Origin of the sequence: Aureimonas sp. ME7, from assembly GCF_903970965.1 — a bacterium.
Taxonomy (GTDB): domain Bacteria; phylum Pseudomonadota; class Alphaproteobacteria; order Rhizobiales; family Rhizobiaceae; genus Aureimonas.
The window spans coordinates 414968-441220 of sequence record NZ_CAJCKW010000003.1 but is presented as its reverse complement, the minus strand read 5'-3'; the positions used below and the strand labels follow the sequence as shown (position 1 = coordinate 441220).

General features: G+C 65.9%; 27 protein-coding genes. 10 read left to right on the top strand and 17 right to left on the bottom strand.

Annotated features, from left to right (window positions below; all coding sequences use genetic code 11):
* Positions 1-136 precede the first annotated feature (136 nt).
* From greA to H7A85_RS08650, 3 genes are read left to right on the top strand one after another with little or no spacing between them, the layout of a single operon-like run.
* Positions 137-610: a transcription elongation factor GreA gene (gene greA / locus H7A85_RS08660; protein ID WP_182085512.1), complete on the top strand. Its 474-nt coding sequence runs from the start codon at positions 137-139 to the stop codon at positions 608-610.
* An 11-nt stretch (positions 611-621) separates the two neighbouring features.
* Entirely contained in the window at positions 622-1215 is a 594-nt protein-coding gene (locus H7A85_RS08655) for a Uma2 family endonuclease (RefSeq protein ID WP_182085511.1), read from the top strand.
* Complete coding sequence (locus H7A85_RS08650) at positions 1212-2291, top strand: glycosyltransferase family 4 protein (RefSeq protein WP_182085510.1); 1080 nt, start codon at positions 1212-1214, stop codon at positions 2289-2291. Before H7A85_RS08655 ends, H7A85_RS08650 begins: the two co-directional genes overlap by 4 nt.
* Here H7A85_RS08650 and H7A85_RS08645 read toward each other — a convergent pair.
* The 3 genes from H7A85_RS08645 to H7A85_RS08635 all read right to left on the bottom strand — a co-directional run bounded on the left by H7A85_RS08645 (position 2234) and on the right by H7A85_RS08635 (position 6364).
* Positions 2234-3034 (bottom strand): glycosyltransferase family 25 protein, encoded by an 801-nt coding sequence (locus H7A85_RS08645; RefSeq protein WP_182085509.1) that lies wholly within the window; start codon positions 3032-3034, stop codon positions 2234-2236. The genes H7A85_RS08650 and H7A85_RS08645 overlap by 58 nt on opposite strands.
* Positions 3034-4431: a TrkH family potassium uptake protein gene (locus tag H7A85_RS08640; RefSeq protein WP_182085555.1), complete on the bottom strand. Its 1398-nt coding sequence runs from the start codon at positions 4429-4431 to the stop codon at positions 3034-3036. The genes H7A85_RS08645 and H7A85_RS08640 overlap by 1 nt, the downstream gene beginning before the upstream one ends.
* Positions 4432-4579: 148 nt before the next feature.
* A complete protein-coding gene (locus H7A85_RS08635; RefSeq protein WP_182085508.1) occupies positions 4580-6364 on the bottom strand; it encodes an ABC transporter ATP-binding protein in 1785 nt (594 codons plus the stop codon).
* Positions 6365-6755: 391 nt separating this feature from the next.
* Here H7A85_RS08635 and trxB point away from each other — a divergent pair, with 391 nt between their 5' ends.
* Positions 6756-7727: a thioredoxin-disulfide reductase gene (gene trxB / locus H7A85_RS08630; RefSeq protein WP_182085507.1), complete on the top strand. Its 972-nt coding sequence runs from the start codon at positions 6756-6758 to the stop codon at positions 7725-7727.
* Positions 7728-7767: 40 nt separating this feature from the next.
* Positions 7768-8664 (top strand): LysR family transcriptional regulator, encoded by an 897-nt coding sequence (locus H7A85_RS08625; RefSeq protein ID WP_182085506.1) that lies wholly within the window; start codon positions 7768-7770, stop codon positions 8662-8664.
* A 302-nt stretch (positions 8665-8966) separates the two neighbouring features.
* Here H7A85_RS08625 and H7A85_RS08620 read toward each other — a convergent pair whose 3' ends face one another.
* Entirely contained in the window at positions 8967-10172 is a 1206-nt protein-coding gene (locus H7A85_RS08620; RefSeq protein WP_182085505.1) for a pyridoxal phosphate-dependent aminotransferase, read from the bottom strand.
* Positions 10173-10405: 233 nt separating this feature from the next.
* On the opposite strand from H7A85_RS08620, the gene H7A85_RS08615 reads away from it, so the two are divergent.
* A complete protein-coding gene (locus tag H7A85_RS08615; RefSeq protein WP_182085504.1) occupies positions 10406-11023 on the top strand; it encodes a glutathione S-transferase family protein in 618 nt (205 codons plus the stop codon).
* A gap of 54 nt (positions 11024-11077) precedes the next feature.
* Here the strand turns inward: H7A85_RS08615 and H7A85_RS08610 are convergent, their stop codons facing one another.
* Positions 11078-11563 carry a PRC-barrel domain-containing protein gene (locus H7A85_RS08610; protein ID WP_182085503.1) on the bottom strand — a complete coding sequence of 162 codons (486 nt, stop codon included), beginning with the start codon at positions 11561-11563 and terminating at the stop codon, positions 11078-11080.
* A 433-nt stretch (positions 11564-11996) separates the two neighbouring features.
* On the opposite strand from H7A85_RS08610, the gene H7A85_RS08605 reads away from it, so the two are divergent.
* Positions 11997-12353 (top strand): acyl-CoA thioesterase, encoded by a 357-nt coding sequence (locus H7A85_RS08605; RefSeq protein ID WP_244631053.1) that lies wholly within the window; start codon positions 11997-11999, stop codon positions 12351-12353.
* A 136-nt stretch (positions 12354-12489) separates the two neighbouring features.
* On the opposite strand, the gene H7A85_RS08600 is transcribed toward H7A85_RS08605, so the two are convergent.
* Positions 12490-13071, bottom strand: coding sequence for a hypothetical protein (locus tag H7A85_RS08600; protein ID WP_182085501.1), 582 nt, complete (start codon positions 13069-13071; stop codon positions 12490-12492).
* 108 nt (positions 13072-13179) lie between these two features.
* Positions 13180-14295, bottom strand: coding sequence for an extensin family protein (locus H7A85_RS20815; protein WP_244631039.1), 1116 nt, complete (start codon positions 14293-14295; stop codon positions 13180-13182).
* A gap of 163 nt (positions 14296-14458) precedes the next feature.
* Between H7A85_RS20815 and uvrB the strand changes: the two genes are divergently transcribed.
* Positions 14459-17437 carry an excinuclease ABC subunit UvrB gene (gene uvrB / locus H7A85_RS08590; RefSeq protein WP_182085500.1) on the top strand — a complete coding sequence of 993 codons (2979 nt, stop codon included), beginning with the start codon at positions 14459-14461 and terminating at the stop codon, positions 17435-17437.
* A gap of 12 nt (positions 17438-17449) precedes the next feature.
* Here the strand turns inward: uvrB and H7A85_RS08585 are convergent, their stop codons facing one another.
* From H7A85_RS08585 to H7A85_RS08550, 8 genes are all read right to left on the bottom strand, one after another.
* Positions 17450-18829 carry an ATP-binding protein gene (locus tag H7A85_RS08585; RefSeq protein WP_182085499.1) on the bottom strand — a complete coding sequence of 460 codons (1380 nt, stop codon included), beginning with the start codon at positions 18827-18829 and terminating at the stop codon, positions 17450-17452.
* A gap of 118 nt (positions 18830-18947) precedes the next feature.
* The gene (locus H7A85_RS08580) at positions 18948-19286 is read right to left on the bottom strand and encodes a hypothetical protein (RefSeq protein WP_182085498.1); all 339 of its coding nucleotides are present in this window, start codon (positions 19284-19286) and stop codon (positions 18948-18950) included.
* 199 nt (positions 19287-19485) lie between these two features.
* Positions 19486-19794 carry a hypothetical protein gene (locus H7A85_RS08575; RefSeq protein ID WP_182085497.1) on the bottom strand — a complete coding sequence of 103 codons (309 nt, stop codon included), beginning with the start codon at positions 19792-19794 and terminating at the stop codon, positions 19486-19488.
* A gap of 205 nt (positions 19795-19999) precedes the next feature.
* Entirely contained in the window at positions 20000-20302 is a 303-nt protein-coding gene (locus H7A85_RS08570; protein WP_182085496.1) for a hypothetical protein, read from the bottom strand.
* 349 nt (positions 20303-20651) lie between these two features.
* Positions 20652-20789 carry a hypothetical protein gene (locus tag H7A85_RS08565; protein ID WP_182085495.1) on the bottom strand — a complete coding sequence of 46 codons (138 nt, stop codon included), beginning with the start codon at positions 20787-20789 and terminating at the stop codon, positions 20652-20654.
* 685 nt (positions 20790-21474) lie between these two features.
* On the bottom strand, positions 21475-21780 hold the full coding sequence (locus H7A85_RS08560) for a hypothetical protein (protein WP_182085494.1): 306 nt from the start codon (positions 21778-21780) through the stop codon (positions 21475-21477).
* A 165-nt stretch (positions 21781-21945) separates the two neighbouring features.
* Positions 21946-22287, bottom strand: a complete 342-nt coding sequence (locus tag H7A85_RS08555; protein ID WP_182085493.1) for a hypothetical protein — start codon at positions 22285-22287, stop codon at positions 21946-21948.
* 132 nt (positions 22288-22419) lie between these two features.
* The gene (locus H7A85_RS08550) at positions 22420-22773 is read right to left on the bottom strand and encodes a hypothetical protein (protein WP_182085492.1); all 354 of its coding nucleotides are present in this window, start codon (positions 22771-22773) and stop codon (positions 22420-22422) included.
* 487 nt (positions 22774-23260) lie between these two features.
* On the opposite strand from H7A85_RS08550, the gene H7A85_RS08545 reads away from it, so the two are divergent.
* Positions 23261-23476 (top strand): cold-shock protein, encoded by a 216-nt coding sequence (locus H7A85_RS08545; RefSeq protein WP_182085491.1) that lies wholly within the window; start codon positions 23261-23263, stop codon positions 23474-23476.
* 189 nt (positions 23477-23665) lie between these two features.
* A complete protein-coding gene (locus tag H7A85_RS08540) occupies positions 23666-24493 on the top strand; it encodes a BA14K family protein (RefSeq protein ID WP_182085490.1) in 828 nt (275 codons plus the stop codon).
* 28 nt (positions 24494-24521) lie between these two features.
* On the opposite strand, the gene H7A85_RS08535 is transcribed toward H7A85_RS08540, so the two are convergent.
* Both H7A85_RS08535 and H7A85_RS08530 read right to left on the bottom strand, forming a co-directional pair.
* Positions 24522-25163 carry an MBL fold metallo-hydrolase gene (locus H7A85_RS08535; protein WP_182085489.1) on the bottom strand — a complete coding sequence of 214 codons (642 nt, stop codon included), beginning with the start codon at positions 25161-25163 and terminating at the stop codon, positions 24522-24524.
* Between the two features lie 115 nt (positions 25164-25278).
* Positions 25279-26169, bottom strand: coding sequence for a branched-chain amino acid aminotransferase (locus H7A85_RS08530; RefSeq protein WP_182085488.1), 891 nt, complete (start codon positions 26167-26169; stop codon positions 25279-25281).
* Positions 26170-26253 lie beyond the last annotated feature (84 nt).

Below are 26253 nucleotides of genomic sequence, written 5' to 3'. Positions count from 1 at the left end.
TCGATATCGTTCCGGCTGGTCCCCTTGCTGGGGTCCGGCCCTTCTTACGTCCGGCGTCCGGTTTTGTGCGGCGCGGGATAGGCGACAAGAGCATCCGGCTTCTCTGCCGGGTGCCGTGACAGCGAGGGTTGAGGGCATGGAAAAGGTCCCGATGACGAGTGCCGGCTTCGAATCCCTGAAGGAGGAGCTTCGCCGCCGTCAGCAGGAGGAGCGTCCGCGGATCGTCGAGGCGATCTCGGAAGCGCGCGCGCACGGTGACCTTTCGGAAAATGCCGAATACCACTCCGCCAAGGAGGCGCAGAGCCTCAACGAGGGCCGCATCTCCGAGCTCGAGGACCTGACGGCCCGCGCCGAGGTGATCGACGTGACGAAGCTGTCGGGCGACCGCATCAAGTTCGGCGCCACCGTCAAACTCGTGGACGAGGACACCGAGGAGGAGAAGGTCTACCAGATCGTCGGCGACCAGGAAGCCGACGTGAAGAAGGGCCGCATCTCGATCTCCTCCCCCATCGCCCGCGCCCTGATCGGCAAGGCCGAAGGCGACACGGTGGAAGTCGCTGCTCCCGGCGGCGCGCGCTCCTACGAGATCCTGGAGCTTCGCTGGGCGTAAAGGGGGGAGCGTTGAGCCACGCAAAACGAGAAGGCTGGAGCCTGCCCGAGTTCCTGGATTGGGAACGCGGGCAGGATCGACGCTACGAACTCGTGGATGGCGAAGCGCTTCTCATGGCCGGTGGAACGCAGGCCCATGCTCTGATCGCCGCCAATCTCGTGGCGGTGCTTCGCCCGTTCCTTCGCGGTACGCCGTGCCGCCCCAGCGGATCGGACCTTCGCATTCCAATCCCCTCGACAGGCAACCTGCGCTACCCCGACGTGACCATCGACTGTGGTCGGTTCGACCCCGCATCGCACGATGCATCCGATCCCCGCATCGTCTTTGAAGTCCTTTCCCAGTCCACCGGCTGGTACGATCAAACCCGCAAGCTTCGCGACTACGAAGCCGTCTCATCCATTCACCAGTACATCTGCGTTTCGCAGTCGGAAGCACGTGTCAGCATTTGGCTCCGCGACGGTGAACATCGTTTCAAGGCGCAGGATGATGTTCTGGACGGCGCGATCGCACTGGCCCTCGGCGAAGCGATGCCGATGATCTGGCTGAGGCAGATCTACGAGGGACTGCCCTTCATGGCCCCTCCTTCCGAAGTCGAAGGGGTTTGACCATCTCGGACATCCTCGTCGTCGCGCCGAACTTCAAGCGGCGCCTTTCCGGCGTGACCTCGACGATCATTCAGCTCGTTCCCGAGCAGAATAAGCGCTTAGCCGTGCGCGCCTTCGGCCCCGGCCTTCCCGCGCACCTGCCTAGGCTCCGCTTTCGCGATCTTCCGAAGCTCTGGCGCAAGCCCTCGGGCCGGCCGTTCCGCATCTGGCACGCGCGGCGCAACGTCGAGATGCTGCCGGGCATCCTCCTGCGCGACGTCCTCCATATGCCGCTGCGCCTCGTCTTCACCTCCGCCTCGCAGCGCCGCCACACCGGCTACACGCGCTGGCTGATCTGCCGGATGGATGCCGTGATCGCCACCTCGGCACACACGGGCGCCTATCTCGCGGTGCCCCACACGGTAATCCACCACGGGATCGACCAGACGCGTTTTCGTCCGCACCCCAAGGGCACCGAGACCGCACGACAAGACCTCGGCCTTGATCCGGCACGACGCACGGCCGGCTGCTTCGGCCGGGTGCGGCACCAGAAGGGCACCGACCTCTTCGTCGACGCGATGATCGCCCTTCTCCCCCACCATCCCGGCTGGCAGGCGATCGTCGCCGGGCGCGCGACCGCCGAGCATCAGGGTTTCGAAGCCGATCTGAAGCGCAAGGTTGCAAGCGCCGGTCTGTCGGATCGCATCCTGTTCGTTGGCGAGCACACCGATATCGAGCGCTGGTACCAGGCGCTCGACCTTTTCGTCGCGCCGCAGCGCTGGGAGGGTTTCGGCCTGACGCCGCTGGAAGCCATGTCCGCCGGCGTGCCGGTGGTGGCCGCCGATGTCGGCGTTTTCGCGGGCGTCGTGACGGACGGCACGGGCGCGGTCGTCACGCCGAACGATCTCGCCGCGCTGACAGCCGCCGTCGAAGCGATGATGGAGAACGAGCCCCAGCGCCACCTCGCGGCCGAGGCCGCCCTTCGCAAGGCGATGGCCGAGTTCCCGCTCGCCCGCGAGGCCGACGAGATCATCGCCGTCTACGACCGGCTCTGGTCCGGCGGGAAATCCTCGTCCACCACTGGCGTGCGCTCATAGACCACGCCGCCGAGCCGCATCAGCTGATATCGCGCAAGGCGCACTTGCGCGCCGAGGCGCCGGACGAGAAACGGCAGGTTCCCGATCGTCAAGGACGTGGGCGCCCGCCCCGCCTGGATCGACGTCGCGGGGTCGATGCCGGAGCGCCGTCCCCGCATTTCCAGGATGTGCGCCTGCATCACCAGCGCCGGCTCCGCCTGCCAGGAGCACAACGCATCCAGCCCATGCAGGAAGGCATCGACGGGCGCAGCGCCCCGCTCGGCCCGTGCGAGCAGCTTTCGCGCGCCGGCCGGCCACAGAAGATATCCGGCAGATCCCGACTTGTCGCGGTAGACACGGCGCACCGCGAGTCCGTTCGCGAGATCGAGCGCTCGTCTCGCCACGAATCGACGCCGGTCGAAACTTTCGAGGTTCAGGAACTCGGCCCCTTCGAACGCGGCAAGCTTCGGCAGGGCGGTCCCGAGCCGCTTCGAGAGAACCGCATCGTCCTCCAGAACCAGCGCCGAGCCGGAGCCAGCCGCAATTTCGCGCCACAGCCGATAGTGCGACAGGAAGCAGCCGAGCTCTGCCCCGCTTAAAGGTCGCTCCCAGCGCCCGTTCAGCCGCACCTCGTCCTCGGGCATGATGTCCCCGGTCTCCACCGCGCGCACGCGCTCCAGCGCGAGGCCGAGCCGCTCGCCCTGACGCTCCATGAAGGCGCGGCGCTCCGTGGCGCGGTCGAGGTTGATGAAGACGGCGCGCATCAGTCCCTCCAGAAGCCGGGCGACAGGATCACGAGAACGGTGACGATCTCCAGGCGCCCGATCAGCATCAGGAAGGACAGGATCCAGAGCGCGGGATCGGAGACGGAGGAGAAGTTGCCGGCCGGCCCGACCGCCGGCCCGAATCCGGGCCCCACATTGCCGACCGCCGTCAGCGAGGCCGAGAAGGCGGTCAGAAGCTCCAGCCCGCACATGGACAGGACCGTGGTGCCGACGAGAAGCGACAGGAAGAACAGGAAGATGAAGATCGTGACGCTCTGGATCGTCTCGATCGAGATGTCGTCGCGCCCGTACTTCAGCCGCTGCACCGAATGGGGCCGGATCACCTGCCCGAAGCTCGCCCGTACCAGCTCGTAGAGGATGATGATGCGGTTGACCTTGATGCCGCCGGCCGTCGATCCCGCGCAGCCGCCGATGAACATGGCGAGGAAGAAGATACCGATCGCCGCGTTCGACCAGAGCGTGAAATCCTCCGACACGAAGCCGGTCGTGGTGATGACGGAAACGAGGTTGAACGTCGCCGAGATCAGCGCCTCGCCGATCGGCACCTCGTTGATCACGACGCGCGTCGCCGCCAAGACCAACGACAGGACGAGGCATAGGACGAGGAACAGCGTCACCTGCGGATCGCGCCAGCGCTGGAAGCGCCGGGGTAGGAAGAAGCGGATGAACAGAACGAAGGGCAGCGATCCCGCGATCATGAACACGGTCGCGACCATGAGGATCGCATCGCTTTCGAAGAAGCCGATGCTTTCGTCGTGGGTCGAGAAACCGCCCGTGGCGAGCGTCGACATCGCGTGGTTGACCGCGTCGAAGAGGCTCATGCCGAGCGCGAAGTAGAGAAGCGCGCAAAGGAGCGTCATCGCGCCATAGATCGCGACGATGCCTGCCGCCAGCTGGCTGACGCGCGGCAGGAGCTTGCCGGACCGGTCCGAGCTTTCGAGCTTGAACAGGGCGAGGCCCCCGACGCGCAGCGAGGGCAGGATCAGGATCGCCATGCCGACGATGCCGATGCCGCCGAGGAAGTTGAGAAGCGACCGCCAGAGGAGAAGGCCGCGCGGCAGGGCGTCGAGCCCCGAGATCACGGTCGCGCCCGTGGTCGTCAGGCCCGACATGGACTCGAACACGGCGGCCGCGAAGCTCAGCTCGGTTTCGGCGAAATACAAAGGCAGCGTGCCGACGAAGACGGACACGAGCCAGATCGTCGTGACCAACAGGAAGCCGAAGCGCGGCGTCGGGCGCACGCCCGCCCCCCTCGTGGCCACCGCGACGAGGGAGCAGATCGCCGCGACCGTGGTCCCGGTTCCCACGAACACGATCCAGTCGCGGTTGCCGTCCGACAGGTCCACCAGCGCCGGCAGGAGCATGGCGCCCGACAGGACGAGGCCGAAGATCGCGGCGACATGGCTGATGGTTCTGACGATGGCGGCCCCCGGCCCGTTCGAGCGCCGCACCCTGGCCGGCTTGTGTGATGCTTCTAAGGTCGGGAATGCGGGGGAGACAAGTCCGCCCGCATTCCGTTTTCGGCTACCCGCCGATCATGCCCGCCGACTGCTGCTCGACCAGCGCCCGGTAGAGCCCGCCCGAGCGCAGCATCAGCTCGCCCGGCGCCCCGTCCTCGACGATCCGACCCCGGTCGAAGACGAGGATCCGGTCGAGCGCGCGCACCGTGGACAGGCGGTGGGCGATGACGAGCGCGGTGCGCCCGCCCATCAGCCGTTCCGTCGCGTCCTGGATCAGGCGCTCGGATTGGGAATCCAGCGCCGAGGTCGCCTCGTCGAGGACGAGGATCGGCGCGTCCGCGAGGAACGCGCGCGCCAGCGCGACGCGCTGCCGCTCACCGCCGGACAGTTTCACCCCGCGTTCGCCGACCAGCGTGTCGTAGCCCTCCCCCAGCCGCTCGATGAAGGCGTCGGCATGGGCAAGCCTTGCGGCCGCCTCGATCTCCGCCCGCGTCGCGTCCGGCCGGCCATAGGCGATGTTGTCGGCAAGCGAGCGGTGGAACAGGATCGACTCCTGCGGAACGATCGCGATCCGGCGACGCAGCGAGGCTTGCGTCACCTCGCCGATATCCTGCCCGTCCACCAGAATACGCCCGTAGTTCACCTCGTGCAGACGCTGCAGGAGCTTGACGAAGGTCGTCTTGCCCGAGCCCGACGGGCCGACCAGCCCGACGCGCTGCCCGGCCGGAATGGCGACGGACAAGTTCTCGTAGAGCGGCGCGGCATGCGCCCCGTAGTGGAAGCGCACGTTCTCGAAGCGGATCCCGCCCGGCCCAGCCGCGATTGCAGGAGCGCCCGGCCGGTCGCGGATTTCGGGCACCTCGTCGTAGAGATCGACGAGTTCCTCGAGCTCGTTGACCGAGCGCTGGAGATTGCTGACATGCATGCCGATGTCGCGCAGATACCCGTGCACCACGAAATAGGTGGTGAGGATATAGGTGACGTCGCCGGCCGAGGCTTGGCCCCGATGCCAGAGCCAGACGGCCATGCCGGCGATGCCGATGCGGATCGTCCAAAGGATCGCGGTCTGGATCGTGCCGACCCAGGTGCCGCGCATCCAGGTGCGCCGCGTGGCGACCTGCCAGTCGGCCAGCGCGGTGCTCAGCCGAGCCTCTTCGCGCGCCTCCGCCCCGAACGCCTTGACGACGCCGTTGCAGGCCAGCGCATCGGCGATCACGCCGCCGACGCGCGTGTCCATCCGGTTGGAGGCTTGAGCCGTCGGCGCCACCCAGCGCACCGACAGCGTCACCGTCATCGCCACATGCAGCGCGGCGCCGAGCGCCATGGCGAGCCCCATCGCAGGCCATTGCCAGCCGAGCAACGCCACGGTGCCGACCAGCACCACCAGCGAGGGCAAAAGCGCCAGAAGCAGGATGTCGTGTAGGAGATCGAGCGACCACATGCCCCGCGTGATCTGGCGCACCACCGAGCCGGAAAAGCTGTTGGCGTGCCAGTTGGCGGAGAAGTGCTGGACGCGGCCGAACGCGCTTTCGCCGACGCGGCGCATGATGCGCAGCGTCATCGGCACGATGCTCGCCCAAGCGAAGTGACGCGAGGCCACGAAGACGAGCCCGAGCGCCGCCATGGCGAACAGCGCCTCCAGTGCGGGGCCGAGACCTTGGGCTCGCGTGCCCAGCGCATCCACCAGCCGCCCGGCATAGAACGGGATCAGGATATCGGCGAGCGTCGCCGTGGTGATCAGGGCGCCGACGGAAAACGCCAGGGGCCGCTCCGCGCGCCAGTTGGCGAAGGTGAAACGTAGGGTCCTGCGGATCGCGCCGAGGCGATCCACGCGAATGTCTTGGGTCATGGAATCGATACGGCGACGAACGCCGTCCTCACCCGCGCGAAAGCTCTGACAAGCTCGCGGCGGCACGTCGGAACGGGATGGTAGAGAGCCGAAACGGCTCGGCGAGGCGGATCAGGCGGCCGGTCGGCTCAAGCCGAAGGCGGAAGAGGCCACAATCCGGCGGGAAGGAGCGACATCGCGGGATCGATCATGCGGCCTCCTTCTGAAACGCATCGCTGAAAGGACGGCGACCATATCCAGCCGCCCGAATCGCGTCCACCCCTTCCGCCGATCGATGGGGAACCGTTGCAGGCCGGCAACAGATCGTGTTGTCGGCTCCCCCGCTCTCCTCTATTGAAGCAGATGGACCCCAAGCCCATGTGCGGTTCGGTATCGGAGTTCAAGGTTCGTCATGACCCAGCGCCACGCGGAAATCCTCGTCATCGGCTCCGGCCCGGCCGGCTACACCGCCGCGATCTATGCCGCGCGTGCCATGATGAAGCCCCTCCTCGTCGCCGGCCTCCAGGAAGGCGGCCAGCTGACGATTACGTCGGACGTCGAGAACTATCCGGGCTACCGCGATCCGATCGGCGGTCCCTTCCTGATGGAAGAGATGAAGCAGCAGGCGCTGAACGTCGGCGCCGAGATGGCCGCCGATCTGATCGTCGAGGCCGACCTGTCGCGCCGTCCCTTTCGCTTTACCGGCGACAGCGGCACGGTCTACACGGCGGACGCGGTGATCATCGCCACGGGCGCGCAGGCGCGTTGGCTGGGTCTTGAATCGGAAGCCGCCTTCCAGGGCTTCGGCGTGTCCGCCTGCGCCACCTGCGACGGCTTCTTCTATCGCGGCAAGGACGTGGTGGTGGTCGGCGGCGGCAACACCGCGGTCGAGGAAGCGCTGTATCTGTCCAACATCGCCAAGTCCGTCACCGTGGTCCACCGCCGCGAGGGTTTCCGCGCCGAGCGGATCCTGCAGAACCGCCTCTTCGCCAAGGACAACGTTTCCGTCGTCTGGAACTCGGAGGTCGCCGAAGTTCTCGGCCAGACCGCGCCGATGAAGTCGGTCACCGGCGTTCGTCTGCGCGACCGTACCACCGGCACGCTGTCGGATGTGGAGGCACACGGCGTCTTCATCGCCATCGGCCACGCGCCGGCCACGGACGTCTTCGGCGACCAGCTGCGCAAGAAGGACGGCGACTACCTGTGGGTCGAGCCCGGCTCGACGCGCACGTCGGTCGAGGGCGTCTTCGCCGCCGGCGACGTGGCGGACGACGTGTATCGCCAGGCGGTGACGGCGGCCGGTCTCGGCTGCATGGCCGCGCTCGAGGCCGAGCGCTGGCTGACGGCGCAGGCTGCCGACGTGCAGCGGCAGGCTGCCGAATAATCATCCGCATCGGGATCGCTTCGGGGGAGGCACAAACGTCATGGCGCTCGACTGGGACAAGCTGCGGATCTTTCACGCAGCCGCCGAAGCCGGGTCCTTCACCCATGCCGCCAACGTCCTGAATCTGTCCCAGTCCGCGATCTCGCGGCAGGTGGCGGCGCTGGAACACGAGATCGGCGCCCCCCTCTTCCACCGCCATGCGCGCGGCCTCGTCCTGTCGGAGCCGGGCGAACTCCTCTACCAGACCGCGACGGACGTCCTGAAGCGCCTCGAAAACGTGCGCATGCAGCTCACCGAGACGCGAGAGAAGCCGTCCGGCAAGCTGCGCGTCACCACCACGGTCGGCCTCGGCTCCGGCTGGCTGACGCAGCGCGCGCAGGAGTTCCTGGAGCTCTACCCCGAGCTCGAACTCCAGCTCGTGTTCGACAACGAGGAGATCGACCTCACCATGCGCAAGGCGGACGCGGCGATCCGCCTGCGCCAGCCGCAGCAGCCGGATCTCATCCAGCGCCGCCTCTTCACCGTGCATCTCCACGTCTATGCCGCGCCCGCCTATCTCGCGCGCTACGGCACCCCGGAGAGCACCGACGATCTCGAGCGCCACCGCATCATCACCTTCGGCGAGCCGGCGCCGAACTACCTGCGCAACCTCAACGCGCTGGAAACAGCCGGCCTGCCGGAAGGCCAGAGCCGGGCGCCGATCCTGCAGATCAACAACCTGATGGCGATGAAGTCCGCCATCGAGCGCGGCATCGGCCTCGCCCTGCTGCCGGACTACATGATCGACAAGGACACCAAGCTGGTCCAGGTCCTGCCCGACCTCGATCTCGCATCCTTCGACACCTATCTCTGCTATCCCGAGCAGTTGCGCGATGCGGCCAAGCTCAAGGTCTTCCGCGACTTCCTGATCGGCAAGGCGCGCACCTGGTCCTACTGACCGCCCCCTAAGCACCCTTCGAAGTTGCATGCGCCTTGCGCATGGCAGACATGCCGAAAGCGGGATGGTCGTGGGCCGTCGATCGCTTATAACTAAACGCAGTCGGGTCGCGGTGGGCTTACCTCCTCCCAAGCTGCATCGCTCCCGGCCGTTTCCTCCCAAGGGTTTGCTTTTTCGAAAGCCCCTTATTTTTCGGCCGGGTTCTTCGTGAGCCCGGCTTTTTTCTTGCCTATTCCCCGACCTCGCACATGAAAAAAGGCAGCGGATCGCTCCGCCGCCCGGTCTTCGTCCGTGTCCAGCGCTCAGCGCTGCAGGCTACCGCAGAAGCGCTGGATGCGGTTGCAGGCCTCTTCCAGAAGTTCGTCCGAGGTGGCGTAGCTCAGGCGGAAGTTGGGGCCGAGGCCGAAGGCCGATCCGTGAACGACCGCCACCCCTTCCTGCTCCAGAAGCGCAGTGACGAAATCCTCGTCCGTCGCGATCACCTGGCCCTTTTGCGTCTTCGCGCCGATCGTCCCCTTCACGGAGGGGTAGACGTAGAACGCGCCTTCCGGCGACGGGCACTCGATGCCGCTCGCCTGGTTCAGCATGGAGACGACGAGGTCGCGGCGCTTCTCGAACACGGCGCGGTTCTTCGGGATGAAGTCCTGGGTGCCGTTCAGGGCCTCCACCGCCGCCCACTGGGCGATCGAGCAGGCGCCGGACGTCTGCTGGCCCTGGATCATGTCCATCGCCTTGATCAGCTTCAGGGGCCCGCCGGCATAGCCGATGCGCCAGCCGGTCATTGCATAGGCCTTCGAAACGCCGTTGATCGTGATCGTGCGATCATAAAGGGCCGGCTCGACCTGGACCGGCGTCACGAAGGTGAAGTCGCCGTAGACGAGATGCTCGTACATGTCGTCGGTCATCACCCAGACATGCTCGTGCGCCAAGAGCACGTCGGTCAGGCTTTTCAGTTCGGCATGGCTGTAGGCCGCGCCGCTCGGGTTGGAGGGCGAGTTGAACAGGAACCACTTGGTGCGCGGCGTGATCGCGCGCTCCAGCGCCTCCGCCGTCAGCTTGAAATTGTCCTCCTGCCGCGTTTCCACCACCACCGGCGTGCCGCCGCACAGCGAGACCATCTCGGGGTAGCTCACCCAGTAGGGCGCGGGGATGATCACCTCGTCGCCGGGGTTCAGCGTCGCCATGAACGCGTTGAACAGGACGTGCTTGCCCCCCGTCGAGACGATCGTCTGCTCCGGCTTGTAGTCCAGACCGTTCTCGCGCTTGAACTTCTTCGAGATTGCGTCGCGCAGCTGCGGGATGCCGGAGATCGGGGTGTACTTGGTTTCGCCGCGCGCGATGGCGTCCACCGCCGCCTGCTTGATGTTGTCGGGCGTGTCGAAGTCCGGCTCGCCGGCGCCAAGGCCAATGACGTCCATCCCCTGCGCTTTCAGCTCGCGCGCCTTTTGCGACACGGCGATCGTGGCGGACGGCTTCACACGGTCCAGGGAAGCGGCAAGAAAGGCCATGAGACGGGCTCCGGGCTTGGGACAACGGCGGGTATCACATCGAGCGATCGACCCCTGCCGAACCCGCCGCCGGCAAAAATCGGCGGACCCTAGTCTCGGGTCGGTTGCAGCGCAAGACGAATTGGCGCCCCGTTTCATCAAGACATTTGATGGAAGGGTTTCCGATTTGGAATTGGCGCCGAACCGCGGCTCACGTCACCTCTTGCCGAGCGAACCCAGGGAGACCCTTATCGATGATCACGATCCACGGCATGCTCGACAGCGGCAACTGCTACAAGCCGCGCCTTCTGTTGGCCCTCCTCGGCCGCCCCTTCCGCCACAACGAGGTTTCATCCCGCGACGGCTCGACGCGCACACCCGCCTTTCTCGCGCGCAACCCGGCCGGCCAGCTCCCGCTTTTGGAGCTTGAGGACGAGCGCGTCCTGGCGGAATCGAACGCCATCCTCGTCTATCTCGGAGAAGCCACGCCTTTCGTTCCCGCCGATCCGTTCGAGCGCGCGTCCACCCTGCGCTGGATGTTCTTCGAGCAGAACGCGCACGAGGTCACGGTCGCGGTGCGCCGTTCCCTCACGGTCTATCCCGAGCGCGCGCCCTTCGCGACGCCCGAGCGCATGGCGCTGCTCCTGGCCAACGGCGACCGCGCCCTCGACGTGATGGAAGCGCACCTTGCCGCCCGTCCGTTCTTCGGCGGCGACCAGCCGACGGTCGCCGACATCGCCCTCTATCCCTACACCGCCACGGCGACGGAAGGCGGGTTCGACCTCACGGCCCGTCCGGCCGTGCGTACCTGGCTCGCGCGCATCGAGGCGCTGCCGGGGTTCCGTCCGCGCGATTGGGTGCCGGCGGCCTGAAACGAAAAAGGCCCGCACCGTTTCCGGTGCGGGCCTCGCATGGGCGCTTCGCGATCAGTCGTGATCGGGGAACAGCGCGTCGAGATCCGTGTCGGGCGCCGAGGTCAGCGCCTCGCGCGTCAGGTTCGGCGCGTTGATCCGCATCTTGTTGCCGTCCATCGCAAACTGCAGCTCGCTGAAGTTCACGAGAACGTCCTTCTCGCCGATGCCGAGGAAGCCGCCGACTTCGATCACCACGGCGGCGATCGTGCCGTCGGTGTTGATCACGAAGTCCTCGATCTCCCCGATGTCTTCGTTGTTAGCGCCGTAGACGTCACGATCGTCGAGATCGCTGGCAAGATGGCTCATCGGCATCTGGCCGGCCGCCGGCGCCTGCACCGTGTAGAACGGGCCGCCGGCCGCGGCGGTCGCGGGGGTCGTCGTCGCGGTCGCAGCGGCGGGCGCTGCGCTCGTGCCCGTGTCGGCGGGAGCGGTGGTCTGCGCAAAAGCGGCGCCGCCCATCAGCGTTGCGAAACCTGCGGCGAGAACGAGTGACTTCATGTGGCAATCTCTTTCATGTCGAAGACGGGGCACCGGTTCGGCGCCGCCGTTCCATGCTGACAGAATGACGCAGGCTCCCCTCGGTTCCCCCGTAAGTCCGTCACGAAGAACTGAGCGCAACGCCCTGGCGGAACGGGTCAGCCGACATAGGCCACGCCCGTTCCCCTTCCTGGCTTGAGGCCGGTCGATCAAGCTAAGGGGCTCTTGATCCGCTTGAGGAAGCCGACCTCCGGAACGGCGCGTCGCTGCGATGCGTCGGGGTTGGCAGCACACCCTCCGCCATGCTCTTTGCGCGCCGGTTGGCGGGGTCGATGGTCGGGCGGACCGCCGAGCGCACCCGACGAACGACCGATACGGAAAGACTTGGAGCTTCACTGTGAGCGATCTGACGGATAACCAGCCGAGCGGCGACCTCGTGATCCGCGTTCAGGCCATGCCGGCCGACAGCAACGCGGCCGGCGACATCTTCGGCGGATGGGTCATGTCGCAGATGGATTTGGCCGCCGGTGTGCGCGGCGCCGAGCGCGCCGGCGGGCGCGTCGTCACCGCGGCGGTGCATACTCTGGTGTTCCGCAAACCCGTCAAGATCGGCGACACGCTGATCGTCCATGCGCAAATCGAAAAGGTCGGCCGGACCTCGATCACCATCCACGTGGAGGCCTGGGCCGCGCGTTATCTCAGCCGCGAGCGCGAACTGGTAACGGAAGGAACCTTCGTGATGGTGGCGCTGGATGGGGAGGGTCGGCCAAAGCCGGTGCTGCCCGAGCCCGATCGCACCGAGCAGGTATGAGGTCGCTCGAAACGGAGCCTGTTCGGCCATCGCCTGCGAGGAATGAGAACGGCCCGAAGATTTAAGGAGGGCCGGCGAACCGGTGCCAACCGGACCTATGTGGGCGCCCTCCCGGAAGAGAAGGGCGCCCACCTGCTCAGTTCGCCGGCGGCGGCGGCGCATCCCCGGCTGGCGGCGGCGGCGCGTCGGCCGGCTTCACGAGATCGGCCGGCGGCGGGGGAACCTGACGGCCCGGTTCGCCGCGCGCGAGATCGCGGGCCGCGTCGATGATCGGCTTCGCCGCATCCACGCATTGCGCGATGTCTTCGTCGCCGCAGTCCACGCGGATGCTCTGCCCCGGGCCGAGACGGATCTCGAAGCCGGCGCGCGGCGGCGGCGGGGGCGGCGGTCCGCGATGCAGCCCCGGGCCACCCCGGCGCCAGCCGCCGGGACGCGGGCCTCGGTCGTCGTCGCGGCGCGCTTCGCGGTCGCGGTCCGGCTTGCGCTCGTCAGCGCGCGCTTCGTCGCGCGGTCCCCTGTCGTCGTAGCGTTCCTGCGCCCAGCGGTCGCCGCGCCGCACGTCGCGCTCCGGCGGCGGCGGACGGTCGTCGTTCGCTCCGTCGGTTTCGGCCTGGCGCTCGTAGCGATCGCCGCCATTGTCGTCGTAGGAGTCCTGGGCGTGCGCCATCGGCGCCGCGGCGGCCAGAAGCACGGCCGCAAGGGTCAAGGGTCTCAACATGGATTTGTCGTCCTGTCGCTCGGCATGCGGATGGATTCCGCAATGGGCATCAATGTGGATGCCGCCGATCCGTTGCCCACCCCGCGCCCGCATCTTTGGCTGAAGCGCTCACTTGCACACCGGGCGCAGCCTCGCCTTCGTATCGAGATGAAGGTGGTCGGCATGGGCGCGGTTGTAACCCGGCCCCAGCACCGTGCCGAAATGGCGGCAGCTGGCACGCCGGATCTCGTTCTGGAACGGCTTCTCGCGCCATGAGAAGGCGCCCTTCGGCTCCACCTTCACCACCGAGCCGTCCGCGAAGCGGAAGCCGCCGACATCCAGCGCGTTGCCGCCGGCATGCTCGGAGATCGTGCGCGATCCCGCGATGCGCGAGCAGCGATAGGAGGACAGGTTGATCAGCGCCGTCGGGCTCTTCCACAGCTTCCAGCGCGCGGCCGGCTTCACGTCGCCCTGCAGCCAGCGGGCGACGCGCAGCGCCGTCGCGCAGTTCAGCGTCGCGGGCGGCGACATGGCGATGCCCTTCACCGCTTCCGTCACACGAACCGGGTTGTCGATGCCGCAGAAGCGCCCGGAGGACACGGTGGACAGGTCGGTGAAGCGCACGCCGAGCTTCCTCAACTCGCGCCGGCACATCGCCTCGGATTGGGCCATCGGGCGGTAGCCGCCGGGCGTTTCGCGCTCCAGCGCGCCGCGCGGCGGGCGGGCGACGGGCGCCGGCTGCCGGTCGCCGCCGAGCGAGGCCCAGCTCGGCACGGCCTCGCGGTTCCCGGGCGCACGGCGCGCGGGAGGCTCGGGCACGTCGACCTCCGGCTCCGTCAGCCCTTCCCAAGGGTCGAACTCGTTGTCCGGCAGCGCTCCGCCGTCGTCGACGATGTCGGGCGCGGACGGGGGCGGAAGCGTGGCTTCCTGAACGGGATAGGTTCGCCCGTAGTCGCCGGGGCCACGCTCGGCCGGCGGTTCGGGCGGAGAATAGACGGGCTCGGGCACCGCGCTTGGCGCATAGGCCGGCTCGCGGCCCACGGCCGCCGGCGGCACGGGTCCGCCCCAGACGAGGCGCGCGCCTGTCTGCGGGTCGCGCGCGACGGGAAGCGGGGATACGTTGGGAATGTCGGCGGGCGGCGTGGGCTTGAAGTCCATCGCGCGGCCCGGGCGTTCGGCGCTCGCCGCCGCATACACGGCGACGGCGAGCGTGACGATGCGCCATCCGGTTTTACGCAACACCATCCGGCTGGCCTTCCATCTCCGCGAAACTCGAGCGGATGAATGGGAGTATGGGCGCGACTTGGTAAGCGAATGATGAACGCGAATCGGAAAGTTCGATTCATCGCGCCGAGCTGCCCTTCGTTCCCCCTTTATTCCGCCCGGAAGCCGGCCCATATTCCGCCCCATGGCCGATCCCAAGAAGTCCCCCAAGCGCTCCCCTATCCTCGATTATTCCGACGCCTCCGAGCGTCTGCATCCGGGGCTCAGCGAGGCGCCGCAGGCCGAGTTCGAGGGCCTGCCGCTGACCGGCCCCCTGTCCGGCTGGGCCGACCAGATCGCTCAAGGTCTGGAGGAGGAGGCCGAGCGCAAGGCCGCCGCCCCCGCGAAGAAGGCGAAGAAGCCCGCCGCTCCGGCGGACGCGCCCAAGTCGAAACCCGGCAAGACCTCGCGCGGCACCTCCATGGGCGTCGCCACCTCCCCCGCCGAGCGTGCGCGCGCCGGCCTCAACCCCGTATCGGGCATGGACGTCAGCCTCGAGGACGCCGGCGCCCTGCCCGAGGGCGGCGTCACCGCCACCGTCCAGGCGCTGCAGGACCTGATCGCCAGCGGCAATCCCTTGTTCAAGGACGGCGAGCTGTGGATCCCCCACCGCCCGGCGCGCCCGTCGAAGTCCGAAGGCGGCCACGCGTTCCGTATCGCCTCCGACTACACCCCGCGCGGCGACCAGCCGACCGCGATCGCGGACCTCGTCTCGGGCGTGTCCGATGGCGACATGATGCAGACGCTGCTCGGCGTCACCGGTTCGGGCAAGACCTTCACGGTCGCCAACGTCATCGAGCGCACCCAGCGCCCCGCCCTGATCCTCGCGCCCAACAAGACGCTGGCCGCCCAGCTCTACGGCGAGTTCAAGAACTTCTTTCCCGACAACGCGGTGGAGTATTTCGTTTCCTACTACGACTACTACCAGCCGGAAGCCTACGTCCCGCGCTCCGACACGTTCATCGAGAAAGAATCTTCGATCAACGAGCAGATCGACCGCATGCGCCACGCCGCGACGCGCGCGCTTCTGGAGCGCGACGACGTCATCATCGTCGCCTCCGTCTCCTGCATCTACGGTATCGGCTCGGTCGAAACCTACACCGCGATGACGTTCCAGATGTCGGTCGGCGACCGGCTCGACCAGCGCCAGCTTCTCGCCGACCTCGTCGCTCAGCAATACAAGCGCCGCGACATGGACTTCACCCGCGGCTCCTTCCGCGTCCGGGGCGACACGATCGAAATCTTCCCCGCCCACCTCGAGGACCGCGCCTGGCGCATCTCGCTCTTCGGCGACGAGATCGAGGCGATCCACGAGTTCGACCCGCTGACGGGCTCCAAGACCGACGACCTCAAGTCGGTGAAGATCTACGCCAATTCGCACTACGTGACCCCGCGCCCGACCCTCCAGCAGGCGGTCAGGCAGATCAAGGAGGAACTGCGCCAGCGCCTCGTCGAGCTCAACAAGGCCGGCCGCCTCCTCGAAGCCCAGCGCCTCGAACAGCGCGTCACCTTCGACATCGAGATGATAGAGGCGACGGGCTCGTGCAACGGCATCGAGAACTATTCGCGCTATCTCACCGGCCGCCAGCCCGGCCACCCGCCGCCGACGCTCTTCGAATACCTGCCCGACAACGCCCTCGTCTTCATCGACGAGAGCCACGTCACCATTCCGCAGATCGGCGCGATGTACCGGGGCGACTTCCGCCGCAAGGCGACGCTGGCCGAATACGGCTTCCGCCTGCCCTCCTGCATGGACAACCGCCCGCTCCGCTTCGAGGAGTGGAACGCGATGCGCCCGCCGACCGTCGCGGTCTCGGCGACGCCCGGCAAGTGGGAGCTGGAGGAATCGGGCGGCGTCTTCGCCGAGCAGGTGATCCGCCCGACCGGCCTCACCGATCCCCCGATCGACATCCGCCCCGCCAAGAGCCAGGTCGACGACCTCCTCGGCGAGATCCGCGAGGTCGCCGCCAAGGGCTACCGCGTCCTGTGCACGGTGCTGACCAAGCGCATGGCCGAGGACCTCACCGAATATCTCCACGAGCAGGGCATCCGCGTGCGCTACATGCACTCGGACATCGACACGCTGGAGCGCATCGAGATCATCCGCGACCTGCGCCTCGGCGCCTTCGACGTGCTGGTCGGCATCAACCTCCTCCGAGAGGGCCTGGATATTCCGGAGTGCGGCTTGGTCGCCATTCTGGATGCCGACAAGGAAGGCTTCCTGCGTTCCGAAACCTCGCTGATTCAGACGATCGGGCGCGCCGCGCGAAACGTCGACGGCAAGGTCATCCTCTACGCCGATAACGTGACCGGCTCGATGGAGCGCGCCATCGCCGAAACCAACCGGCGCCGCGACAAGCAGGAGGCCTACAACCTCGAACACGGCATCACGCCGGAATCCGTCAAGGCCAAGATCGCCGACATTCTCGACAGCTACTACGAGAAGGACCACGTGCGCGTGCCGACCGGCGGGCTCGTCGCCGAGGGCGCCATGGTCGGCAACAACCTCAAGAGCCATCTGGAGCATCTGGAAAAGGAAATGCGCCATGCCGCCGCCGATCTCGACTTCGAGACGGCCGCGCGCCTGCGCGACGAGATCAAGCGCCTCCAGGCGACCGAGCTTGCCGTCGCCGACGACCCGATGGCGCGGGATCTCGACGTCGACATGTTCTCGGACGGCGGCGGCGGCTCGAAGGGACGCGGCGGCAAATCCCGAAAGGGCGGCAACCACCAGAACCCGCGCTTCGGCCCCAACGGCGAACCCCTCGCCGCGCGCATCAAGCCGGTCTCGCAGCGCGGCCACGCCGCCATCGGCGAGACCCAGGGCCTGCGCTCCGATCGCGGCGACGGCGCCTCCTACTTCGCCAAGCCCAGCCTAGACGACATGGGCCCCGGCACCGACACCGCGACGCCCAACCGTCCCCTGTTCCGCAAGAACACCCTGGACGAGATGACCGTCGGCCGCACCGAAAAGCCCCGCCACGACGGCCCCCTCCCCCCGAAACCCGGCGACGACATCAAGCCGGTCCGGCGCGAGAAGATCGGCATCGGGAGCTATGAGGATCCGGCCGATGTGAAGAAGCGTGGGCGGCGGAAGGCTAAGACGGGGCGGCCGGGTCGGTGAATTTACTAACGTTTATATCTTAGGCTCCGTGGGAATACGGTATTGTGTGCCCGTCCCTCTAGTGCCCGGCACTTTCTCCAACTCGCCCGCGGATATCATCGTCCTAAATAGCTTGCGAATAATACTATCAGATTGTACGTTACATACTCTTCTAGCGGTCTTGTTATTTATCTTTCCTTGATTTAGAAGATAAGATCTAATTAGACTTTCCTTAGACGCCAATGGTTCATGCCGAAGCCTGACTATTACACTAGACTCAGTCTCTTCAATGTCTGGCCTGCCTAAATTCAACTGTTGCATTGACTTAAATGCGGTATTCAACCCCTCCCCAACATCCTTGTTGGGAGGAGAAGGAAACTTCGCAACTAGCCTGACTGTTTTTTTATTCCTTGCATATCGTTGCTTTAATATATTTTTGATTGTAACGGCGCCTGCAAGACGACCAGGGCTTTCGACCTCAATACGGTTGTCAAATATCCTTATATGGACATAATCATTAATGCTGTAATCTCGATGTAATACCGCGTTGCAAATAACTTCATGCACAGCCTCAGGAGGATATTTAACGTTCACAAACCCGCTATCCCCCAACAGTGGTATTTCCTCCACTTTTTCCTTCGTATAGCGAACGGCTTCATATATAAGGTCGTATATAGGACCCTCAATAGTATGAGGTTGACCTTCCAGATCTTCTCGATTCCCCTCGCCTTCTAACGTTCTATATCTATATACCTTGACAGCAGAGTGCGGAACCAATGACTGTGGATTGTCATCGAACAGTATCAATGAGCAAAGCCGAAGGCGATCCCCCGTAATCAACCTCTCTCTTTTTAAGAAATCGACTAAACTCGAATGTGGGACTACGTTTTCAAGGAACGTTGCGGTGGTCACAGATCCTTGGATCTCGTCGACAGTTGCATCTACTGAGGCATCCTCATACGATCGAATGCCCTTCTCCAATTCAAGCTTGCTTATCTCAGCAGGCGTTTTGAGCTCACGATCTGAGGCGTTTATACGCTTAAATATCTTTCCATCCGAACTCTTGACGACGAAAGGTGTTTTCTGGACGCCAATGTGCAAGCAAAGACCTGCACCATCCATGTCCAAAAACTGAATATCCACATACTCGACTCCCTCCGCAAACAGAGTGAATACTTGCTGAATTATCCCGTTAGCCTCTTCTTCGTCTTGAAATAGATAGCTTAATCTGTCAGACTCGCGGCTATCTCGAATTCCGACGAAAAGTTCACCGCCGTCGGAATTAGCAAATGCACTCAGTGTCTTAGTACATTTAGCAACGTTTGATTTATCTTTTAAATCATTGAACTGATTTTCATTTATAGACAAAATCTTGGAAACTTGATTCCCATCAAGTGTTGCGACATTCCACATGTTTTACAGCCATTGCGAATCATTCGTCGCTAGCAACCTACGCTAGAAACTACAGCATAGGAAGATATGATGCGAAGGCTGTTAGACGCCCGATAGTGAAGAAGCTAACTCGATAGCGCTAATACGATCCCAAACTACGCCGATCCTCCCAACGATCCCGCCGCCGCTCCTCCCGATCCCAACGCCTCTGCTCCCGCTCACGCCGCTCCCAGCGCCGATCCGCTCGGTCGCGGCGCTGTTCGCGCTGGATCGCGCGTGAGTTGGTGAGGCCGCGCCGTTCGTTCTCGCGCACCTGAAGTTCGATGCGTCGGTTCAGTTGCTCCTGAATGGACTGGACGCGGATCACCGCGCCGCCCTCGGGCGCGGCATTGCCAAGCCTTGCGAAGGGCTGCGCCCCCGCCGGCAGCGAACCGAGGGCGAGAAGCGCGGACAGGCCGAGAAGGATCGTCGTTTTCATCGTCTCAAACTCCGATGCGAAACCGTTGGGAGGGGAAGACGCCCCGCGTGGGCAAGTTCCGGGCGCGGGGCGGCGAAGGGTCGGGGCACCGGCGGCCGGGGCGGCACGGAGGCGCAAGCGGCGCGAGGGCGGCAAGTCGGCGCCCCTTGCGCCATCAGCCATCGCGCGCCCTCCGGTTCGGCCGCGCGAAGGGGATCGCCTACCAGCGGTTGGCGCGGCGGATGTCGCGGTTCGCCTTGTTCTGCATGCGCCGGATCTGTTCGGCCGAGCGCGGGTCGATGCGGCCGTTGTTGTAATGGCGCGCCCGGCGCTCGACGCGTTCGATCCGCCGCTGCTGCCGGTCGAGACGCGCCGCTTCGCGCGGGCTGATGCGCCCGGTGTGATGGCCGCGATCGATCCGCTCGTTCTGGCGATACTGCCGGACATCCGAGCGATAGGTCTGCGCCATCGCCGGCATCGAAGTGGCGAGAAACAGACCGGAAAGGGCGAGGATCAGGGTCTTCTTCATCAGGGTCACAAGCTCCCATGTGTTGCCGTGTCCCTCATGAAACGCTTCCGCGCCTGAACGTTTCCTGAACCTGATCTTCATCTTCGCTTATGGTCTGCGGCGGAACCGTGGCCTCTCATGCGAAAAGGGCGCCGGGACCATTCGTCCCCGCGCCCCCTTGTCGTTCCCCGCTACGGCGCGGTGGCGCCGGAAGCATCGCTGGTGTTCAGCGGTAGTAGCCGTAGCGCTCGCGCTCCATCCGGCGATGCGCGCGCTCCATGCGGCGCTCGCGCTCGATGCGGCGGACTTCGCGAGGGCTCAGGTGGCGCTCGTAGCGGCGGGCATGGTCGCGGCGCCATTCGCGCTTCTGCCGCTCGATGCGGCGCACCTCGCGCGGGGACAGGTGGCGGCCGTGGTCGCGCACGACGTGGACGCCGCCGTCACGGTCGATGCGCACGGACTGCGCCGCCGCCGGGAGGGCGGTCGCCAGAAGCGTACCGGCAACGGCGAGGATCAGGGACTTCTTCATGCCAAAACTCCTAAGGCCAAGCATGAAGCGATAAAGCACCCCGGCACCTGAATGGTTCCTGAACCGGATATTCAGCCGGGCGTATGGTTGACGCCCCGCCCGGTGCGGTTCGCGGGGGGACCTGACGCCGGCCCACCCCCGACACGGCGTTAGAACGCATCCTTTTCGTTCAAGCGGAATGGCTTTTCGCCAACCTGCACCGTGCTGGACCGACAGGGGACGATCGCCAGCGGGTCGGGGCAGAGGAGCCACCAAGCCGACAGGGGATCCCTTGAGCCACCGAGCGGGGCCGCGAACGCCATCCCCCGCCTGGCGAGCGACCGGCTCCCGGTCGCCCGTTTGCGCCGGGTCAGTACGGCATCCCGTTGGTGGAGCGCGTCGCCTTTTCGCGCCATGAATCGTTCGGCGTGATCGGTTTGTTGATCTCGGCGCATCCGGCCAGCAGGGCGAGGGCGAGAACGGCGAGGACGGTACGGGTCGCAAACAACGGGGAATGCCTTCCATCGGGATCGATGCCGAGCTTCCTAAAGCCATCGCCCCCGAAATGCGAAGCGGTTTCACGTGGGCGGCGCGGAGCCGCGCCCGACCCCGCTCGTCGTGCCCTCGTCGCACCTGCGCTGAACAGCGCGCCATCACGGGGCCCGAACCGAAATCCGTCCCCCTCTTATCCCCGCCCCTTGCCGCCTCTTCTATCTTGTCCGTCATCGCCGGCCCGTTCTGGATGGGCGCGAATGATCACCGGGATCGTTCGGAGGGGCTGGCGAGCGGTGTCCGCGACACGCATCCTGCCGGAGGATGCGCTGGCCCGGACGGTTCCTGAAGAGCACATGAGGGTTGGCTGCTCAAAACGAAGCGGCTCTTGGACAACTACGGCGTCGGAGACAGTCTCGAACGCGATGCGAGTGACAACCGCAGCGCCCAACAGGCCGAGATGCCCTGCGTAACCCTCGACAAACGGCCAGGGCCGGCTTCGCACCCCGGTCCGGAACCGACCAACACCGCGCGGGACGCCGGAGGCGGACCACACATACACACACCCCACGGAGGTTCGCCTCCGGCGTCCCGTCGCCCACCATCAAAAGGGCGACACCTGAGACTTTCCTCCAGCAAAAAGCCCGGCCGCGATACGCGGCACAGGCCGATTTCGTGCGTCCAGCGTTGGGAGGCCGGTCCTATTCCGGCGTCTGCCCCGGAACCAGACCGCCCGACGGCGTCGAGCCGAGAACCGAGGGCGTCTGCCCGTTCACGAGCGGGATCGACGATGCCTTGCCGCGCACGTCGCCGACGCCGTAGAAGGCCGGGAAACCGTAATTCTCCGTCTGCAGCACCACGCGCCCATCGGGCAGCTCCACCTGGCGCACCACCTGCGCCCGCTCGCGCGGCGACAGGATCACCCCCGTCTCGCGCGAATCAGCGAGCGCCGGGAAGGCGAGGAGAACCAGCGCCAGCCCGGCGCTCGCGAACAAACATTCCTTCATGATCGTCGAACCCTTGCCACTCGGCGGCCTGTCGCCGGCCCTTCGGCCCACGCGGCGCCTTCGATTTCGTTGCCGGGGAAACGGCGCGATAATCCTCGCGTTCCAAGGGCTTGGCAACAAAAAAGGCCCGCCGGAGCGGGCCTTCGCATGCATCCTTTTGGGAGCTCAGCCGTTCGTACCGGCCGGCCCGCCGAGCGGAATGCCGAAGCCCGTGCCCGATCCTTCCGGCACCGCGCCCGGCACCCGGCTCAGCGTGTTGCCAGCCGCGCCCGAGGCGTCCGGCGTCATCACGCCATAGGCACCGACCCCGTTCTGCAACCCGCCGGGGCCGCGCGTGCCGCCCTCGCGCCCCGCCGTCCCCGCATCCAGGCCCACGCCCGGCAACCCGTTCGCCTCGCGCGCCGCCGCCGGGCGACGGCTGAAGTCGTCGTTGGAAACCGTCTGGGCGCTCGCCGCGCCCGCAAGGCCGGCAGCAAGAAGGAGGGCGGAAGCGGTGAGCCGGATCATGATCGTCATTCCCGAAAAGAGTTACGGAGGTAATGCCCTACGCCGGGGTGCGTTCCGATCCCCCTAACGAAAACGCCGCCCCGCAAGAGCGGGACGGCGCTGGGTCTCAAGCCTGAATGGCTCGAAGCCTTTTCACTCCGGCGTCTGCCCCGGAACGATACCGCCCGAAGGCGTCGTGCCGCTCGCAGCCGCACCCGCGTTCGAGTCCATGCCCTGCGTCGGCGTGCCGGCGCCCATCGGCGCTTCCGGCGTCGTCGAGCTGGTCGACATGTTGTCGGTGCCCATCGCGCCGGTCGCCGGCGCGGCGGCCGTGTCGCCCGTGGTGGCGGCCGAACCCATGTTATCGCCCGACTGCATCGTGCCGGTCGCGTTGGTTTCCGGCATCACCGTCGCGCCGCCAGCGGTCGAACCGCCGTCGGTCGACTGCGCGAGAGCCGGTGCGGCGGCAAAACCCAAGGCGGCGGCAGCGATCAAAATGCGCTTCATTATCAGTCTCCCTGTTTCCATTTCCCCGTGGGGGTTCAGGAGGGGAAGCCTTTGGGAAAGCGATGGTTCCGATCTTTTTTGCGCGACGGGACCGGAAAAGGGAACGGGATTGCGCGTAAGCGTCGCATCGCAAAATTCGACTGCGCAGCGGCCGTGATGCGGCAAAATCCGGGCGCTTGAGGGATCGTCAGTCTAACGCACGATCTTCACTTCACCTGCCTCAAGACGAGGCAAATGCAGATGCGAAAGCCGAGAGGATCGTTCGGGTGAAACTTTCGCTTGCAAAGTCAAGCGAGTGCTTGCACACTTTTCTAGTTCGGGCAAATTCGCGAACTCGGGTAATGGACGAATTGCGTATCGGGGGCGCATCTCCCGGGTAGTCTGCGCGAGCGGGCTGCGATGTATCGGTTCCCTTTCCTCGCATCAAGACTTGCCTGCCATCCCCGAAAGGGGTCCATCGACAGCCTAAAGGAAAAGGGTTCCTGCAATGGCACAGACCGGCACGGTCAAGTTCTTCAATACCGAGAAGGGCTTTGGCTTCATCAAGCCCGACAACGGCGGCGCGGACATCTTCGTCCATATCTCGGCGGTTCAGGCGTCCGGCCTGTCCGGCCTCGTCGAGAACCAGAAGGTCTCCTACGAGACCGAGCCCGACAAGCGCGGCAAGGGCCCGAAGGCGGTCAATCTCGAAGCGGCCGACTAAACTTCCCGACGTCGGAAGCGTCCGGGAATAGCATCTCGAACGTACCAACCTTTCAGATCGAGGGCCCGGCGGATCGTTCGCCGGGCCCTCGATGCGTTTACCAAGTCTTAAGACTTCGCCCTCGCCGGTTTGACTTGGGCGGCGCATTGCACAACATCGTTACCAAATGATGAACAGTGCGAGCCGCCCATGAAGTCGCATCTTTTCGCGCTCGCCACTTTGCTGGCTGCCTCGCCTGCCCTAGCCAACGAGGATGCCGCGTTCCGGCTGGATCGTTTCGGCCACGGCAGCCCCGCCGTCAGCGACGTGCGAGCGAACAATTGGTCCAGGAGCTTGCCGCGGCGGCACGACCGCATCGCGAACAGGCATGAAAGGCAAAGCTACCGAGGCACAAGCCGGTCGGTCACCGAGGTCTCGACGTTCGGGGGCGCGATCGAGGCCGACTCCTATTACGGCACGTCCGGTGCTTCCGTTTCGCCCTCCGTCGTCGTCATAGGCGGGGGCGCGGCCGAGCTCCCAGGCGCTCGTGCGTCGGTGCCGGCGGGCCCGAAGATCGTCGACATCGCGTCGGCGCGCCTCGACAGGCGCCCTTACGGTCCCGATGGTCTGGATGTCGTGGAACTCGGTCCCGCCAGAATCATCCGCATCGCACCGGACTATCGCGGCTTGGCCGGGTCCGACCGGGGTCCTCAAGCAGAACTAAGCGAGACGCCCTATGCTGCCTTGAGCGCGCAGGAGCGCGCCGTCACGGTCTATCCCGATCCCGACGAGCGCCCCGCCCTCGCGCCGGACCCGGATGCGAGAGCGCCCGAACCTCGGATCGAGGCACCCGGCCCCGTCGCGGAAGAGCCCTCGCCCGTCGTCCCCGCCCCCCGGCCGGAAGCGCTCTCGTTCCTCGAACCCTGGACGCCCGATTGGCTGCGCGACTGCGTCGCGCGCTATCCGACCTTTGACGCTTCGCTCGGCACCTATCTCGACGAGGCGGGCAAGCGGCGCTTCTGCACCGGCGAGCGCTGAGAGCGTCCGCCGGCCGAGGCTCCGATCCCTACACCAGAAACGGGTTGGTCCGCCGCTCGACCCCGAGCCGGCTGCCGGGGCCATGGCCGCAGATGAAGCCCACATCGTCGCCGAGCGGCAGGATCTTGTCGCGAATGGTAGCGATCAATTGCGCTCCGTCGCCGCCCGGCAGGTCGGTGCGACCGATCGAGCCGGCGAAGAGAACGTCGCCGGCATGCAGGAACTTGGCTTCGGGCTGGAAGAACACGACATGCCCCGGCGCGTGCCCCGGTGCATGAATGACCTGGAAGACATGCGATCCGAGGGAAAGCGTGTCGCCGTCCTCGAGCCAGCGGTCGGGCACGCAGTTGCGCACCGCGCCCGGCAGGCCGAACATGCGCGCCTGATCCTCGAGCCGATCGAGCAGCATGGCATCGGCGCGGTGCGGGCCGACGATCTCGACGCCGAGCGCATCCTTCAGATCCATCGCGCCGCCGGCATGGTCGATATGGCCATGGGTCAGCCAGATCGCTTCGACGTTCAGGTTCCGGGCGCGAACGGTATCGAGAATGCGATCGACGTCGCCGCCGGGATCCACCACCACCGCCGGACGCCCCTCCCCGTCGTCGAAGAGAAGACAGCAGTTCTGTTGGAACGGGGTGACGGGAACGATCTCGGCGGAAAGGGTCATGGAAAGGAACCATCGTTGGGGTCGGCAGGGAGGTAGCGTCCGACCGGCCTCAAGCCAACGAAAAAGGCCCGCTGCGGGAGCGGGCCTTGGAGATTTCGAAGTCGGAGGACGGAAGCTACTCGGCCGCCATCCGCTTCGGCTGCACTTCGGCGGCATAGTCCTCCACCAGCCGGCGCGTGATGTCGCCGGGCGTGAAGCGATAAGGGCCGATCTCGGCGACCGGCGTCACCTCGGCAGCGGTGCCGCAGAGGAAGCACTCGGTGAAGCCTTCCATCTCCTCCGGCTGGATCGCGCGCACCTGCACCTCGTAGCCGCGCCGCTTGGCGAGCTCGATCACGGTGCGGCGGGTGATGCCGTCGAGAAAGCAGTCTGGATCGGGCGTATGGATCACGCCGTCCTTGACGAAGAAGACGTTGGCCCCGGTGGCTTCCGCCACTTGGCCGCGCCAATCGAGCATCAGGGCGTCGGCGTAGCCCTTGGCTTCCGCGGCGTGCTTGGAGATCGTGCAGATCATGTAGAGACCGGCCGCCTTGGCTTTGGACGGGGCGGTGCGCGGGTCCGGCCGGCGATACTCGGCCATATCCAGGCGAATGCCTTTCATGCGCTGCTCGGGATCGAAATAGCTCGGCCATTGCCAGATGGCGATGGCAAGGTTGATCCGGTTCTTCTGCGCCGAAACGCCCATCGATTCCGACCCGCGCCACGCGATCGGCCGCACATAGGCGTCGGAAAAGCCCTGGCGACGGAGAAGCTCGTTGCAAGCGGCGTCGATCTCGTCCGCGCTGTAGGGAACTTCGAAACCGAGGACGCGGCCCGACGCGATCAGGCGGTCGGTGTGCTCGCGCAGCTTGAAGATCTCGCCGCCATAGGCGCGCTCACCTTCGAATACGGCGCTGGCATAATGCAGGCCGTGCGTCAGCACGTGAACCTTGGCATCCTTCCACGCCACGAATTCGCCGTTGTACCAGATCTGGCCGTCCATTTGGTCGAAGGGAACGCTGCTCATCGCTTGGTGATCGCGCCCGAAGGGGCGCCCTTTCCTGACATCGGTGCGTATCGAACCCGGCGATACGCCTGACCCTCCCAGCCG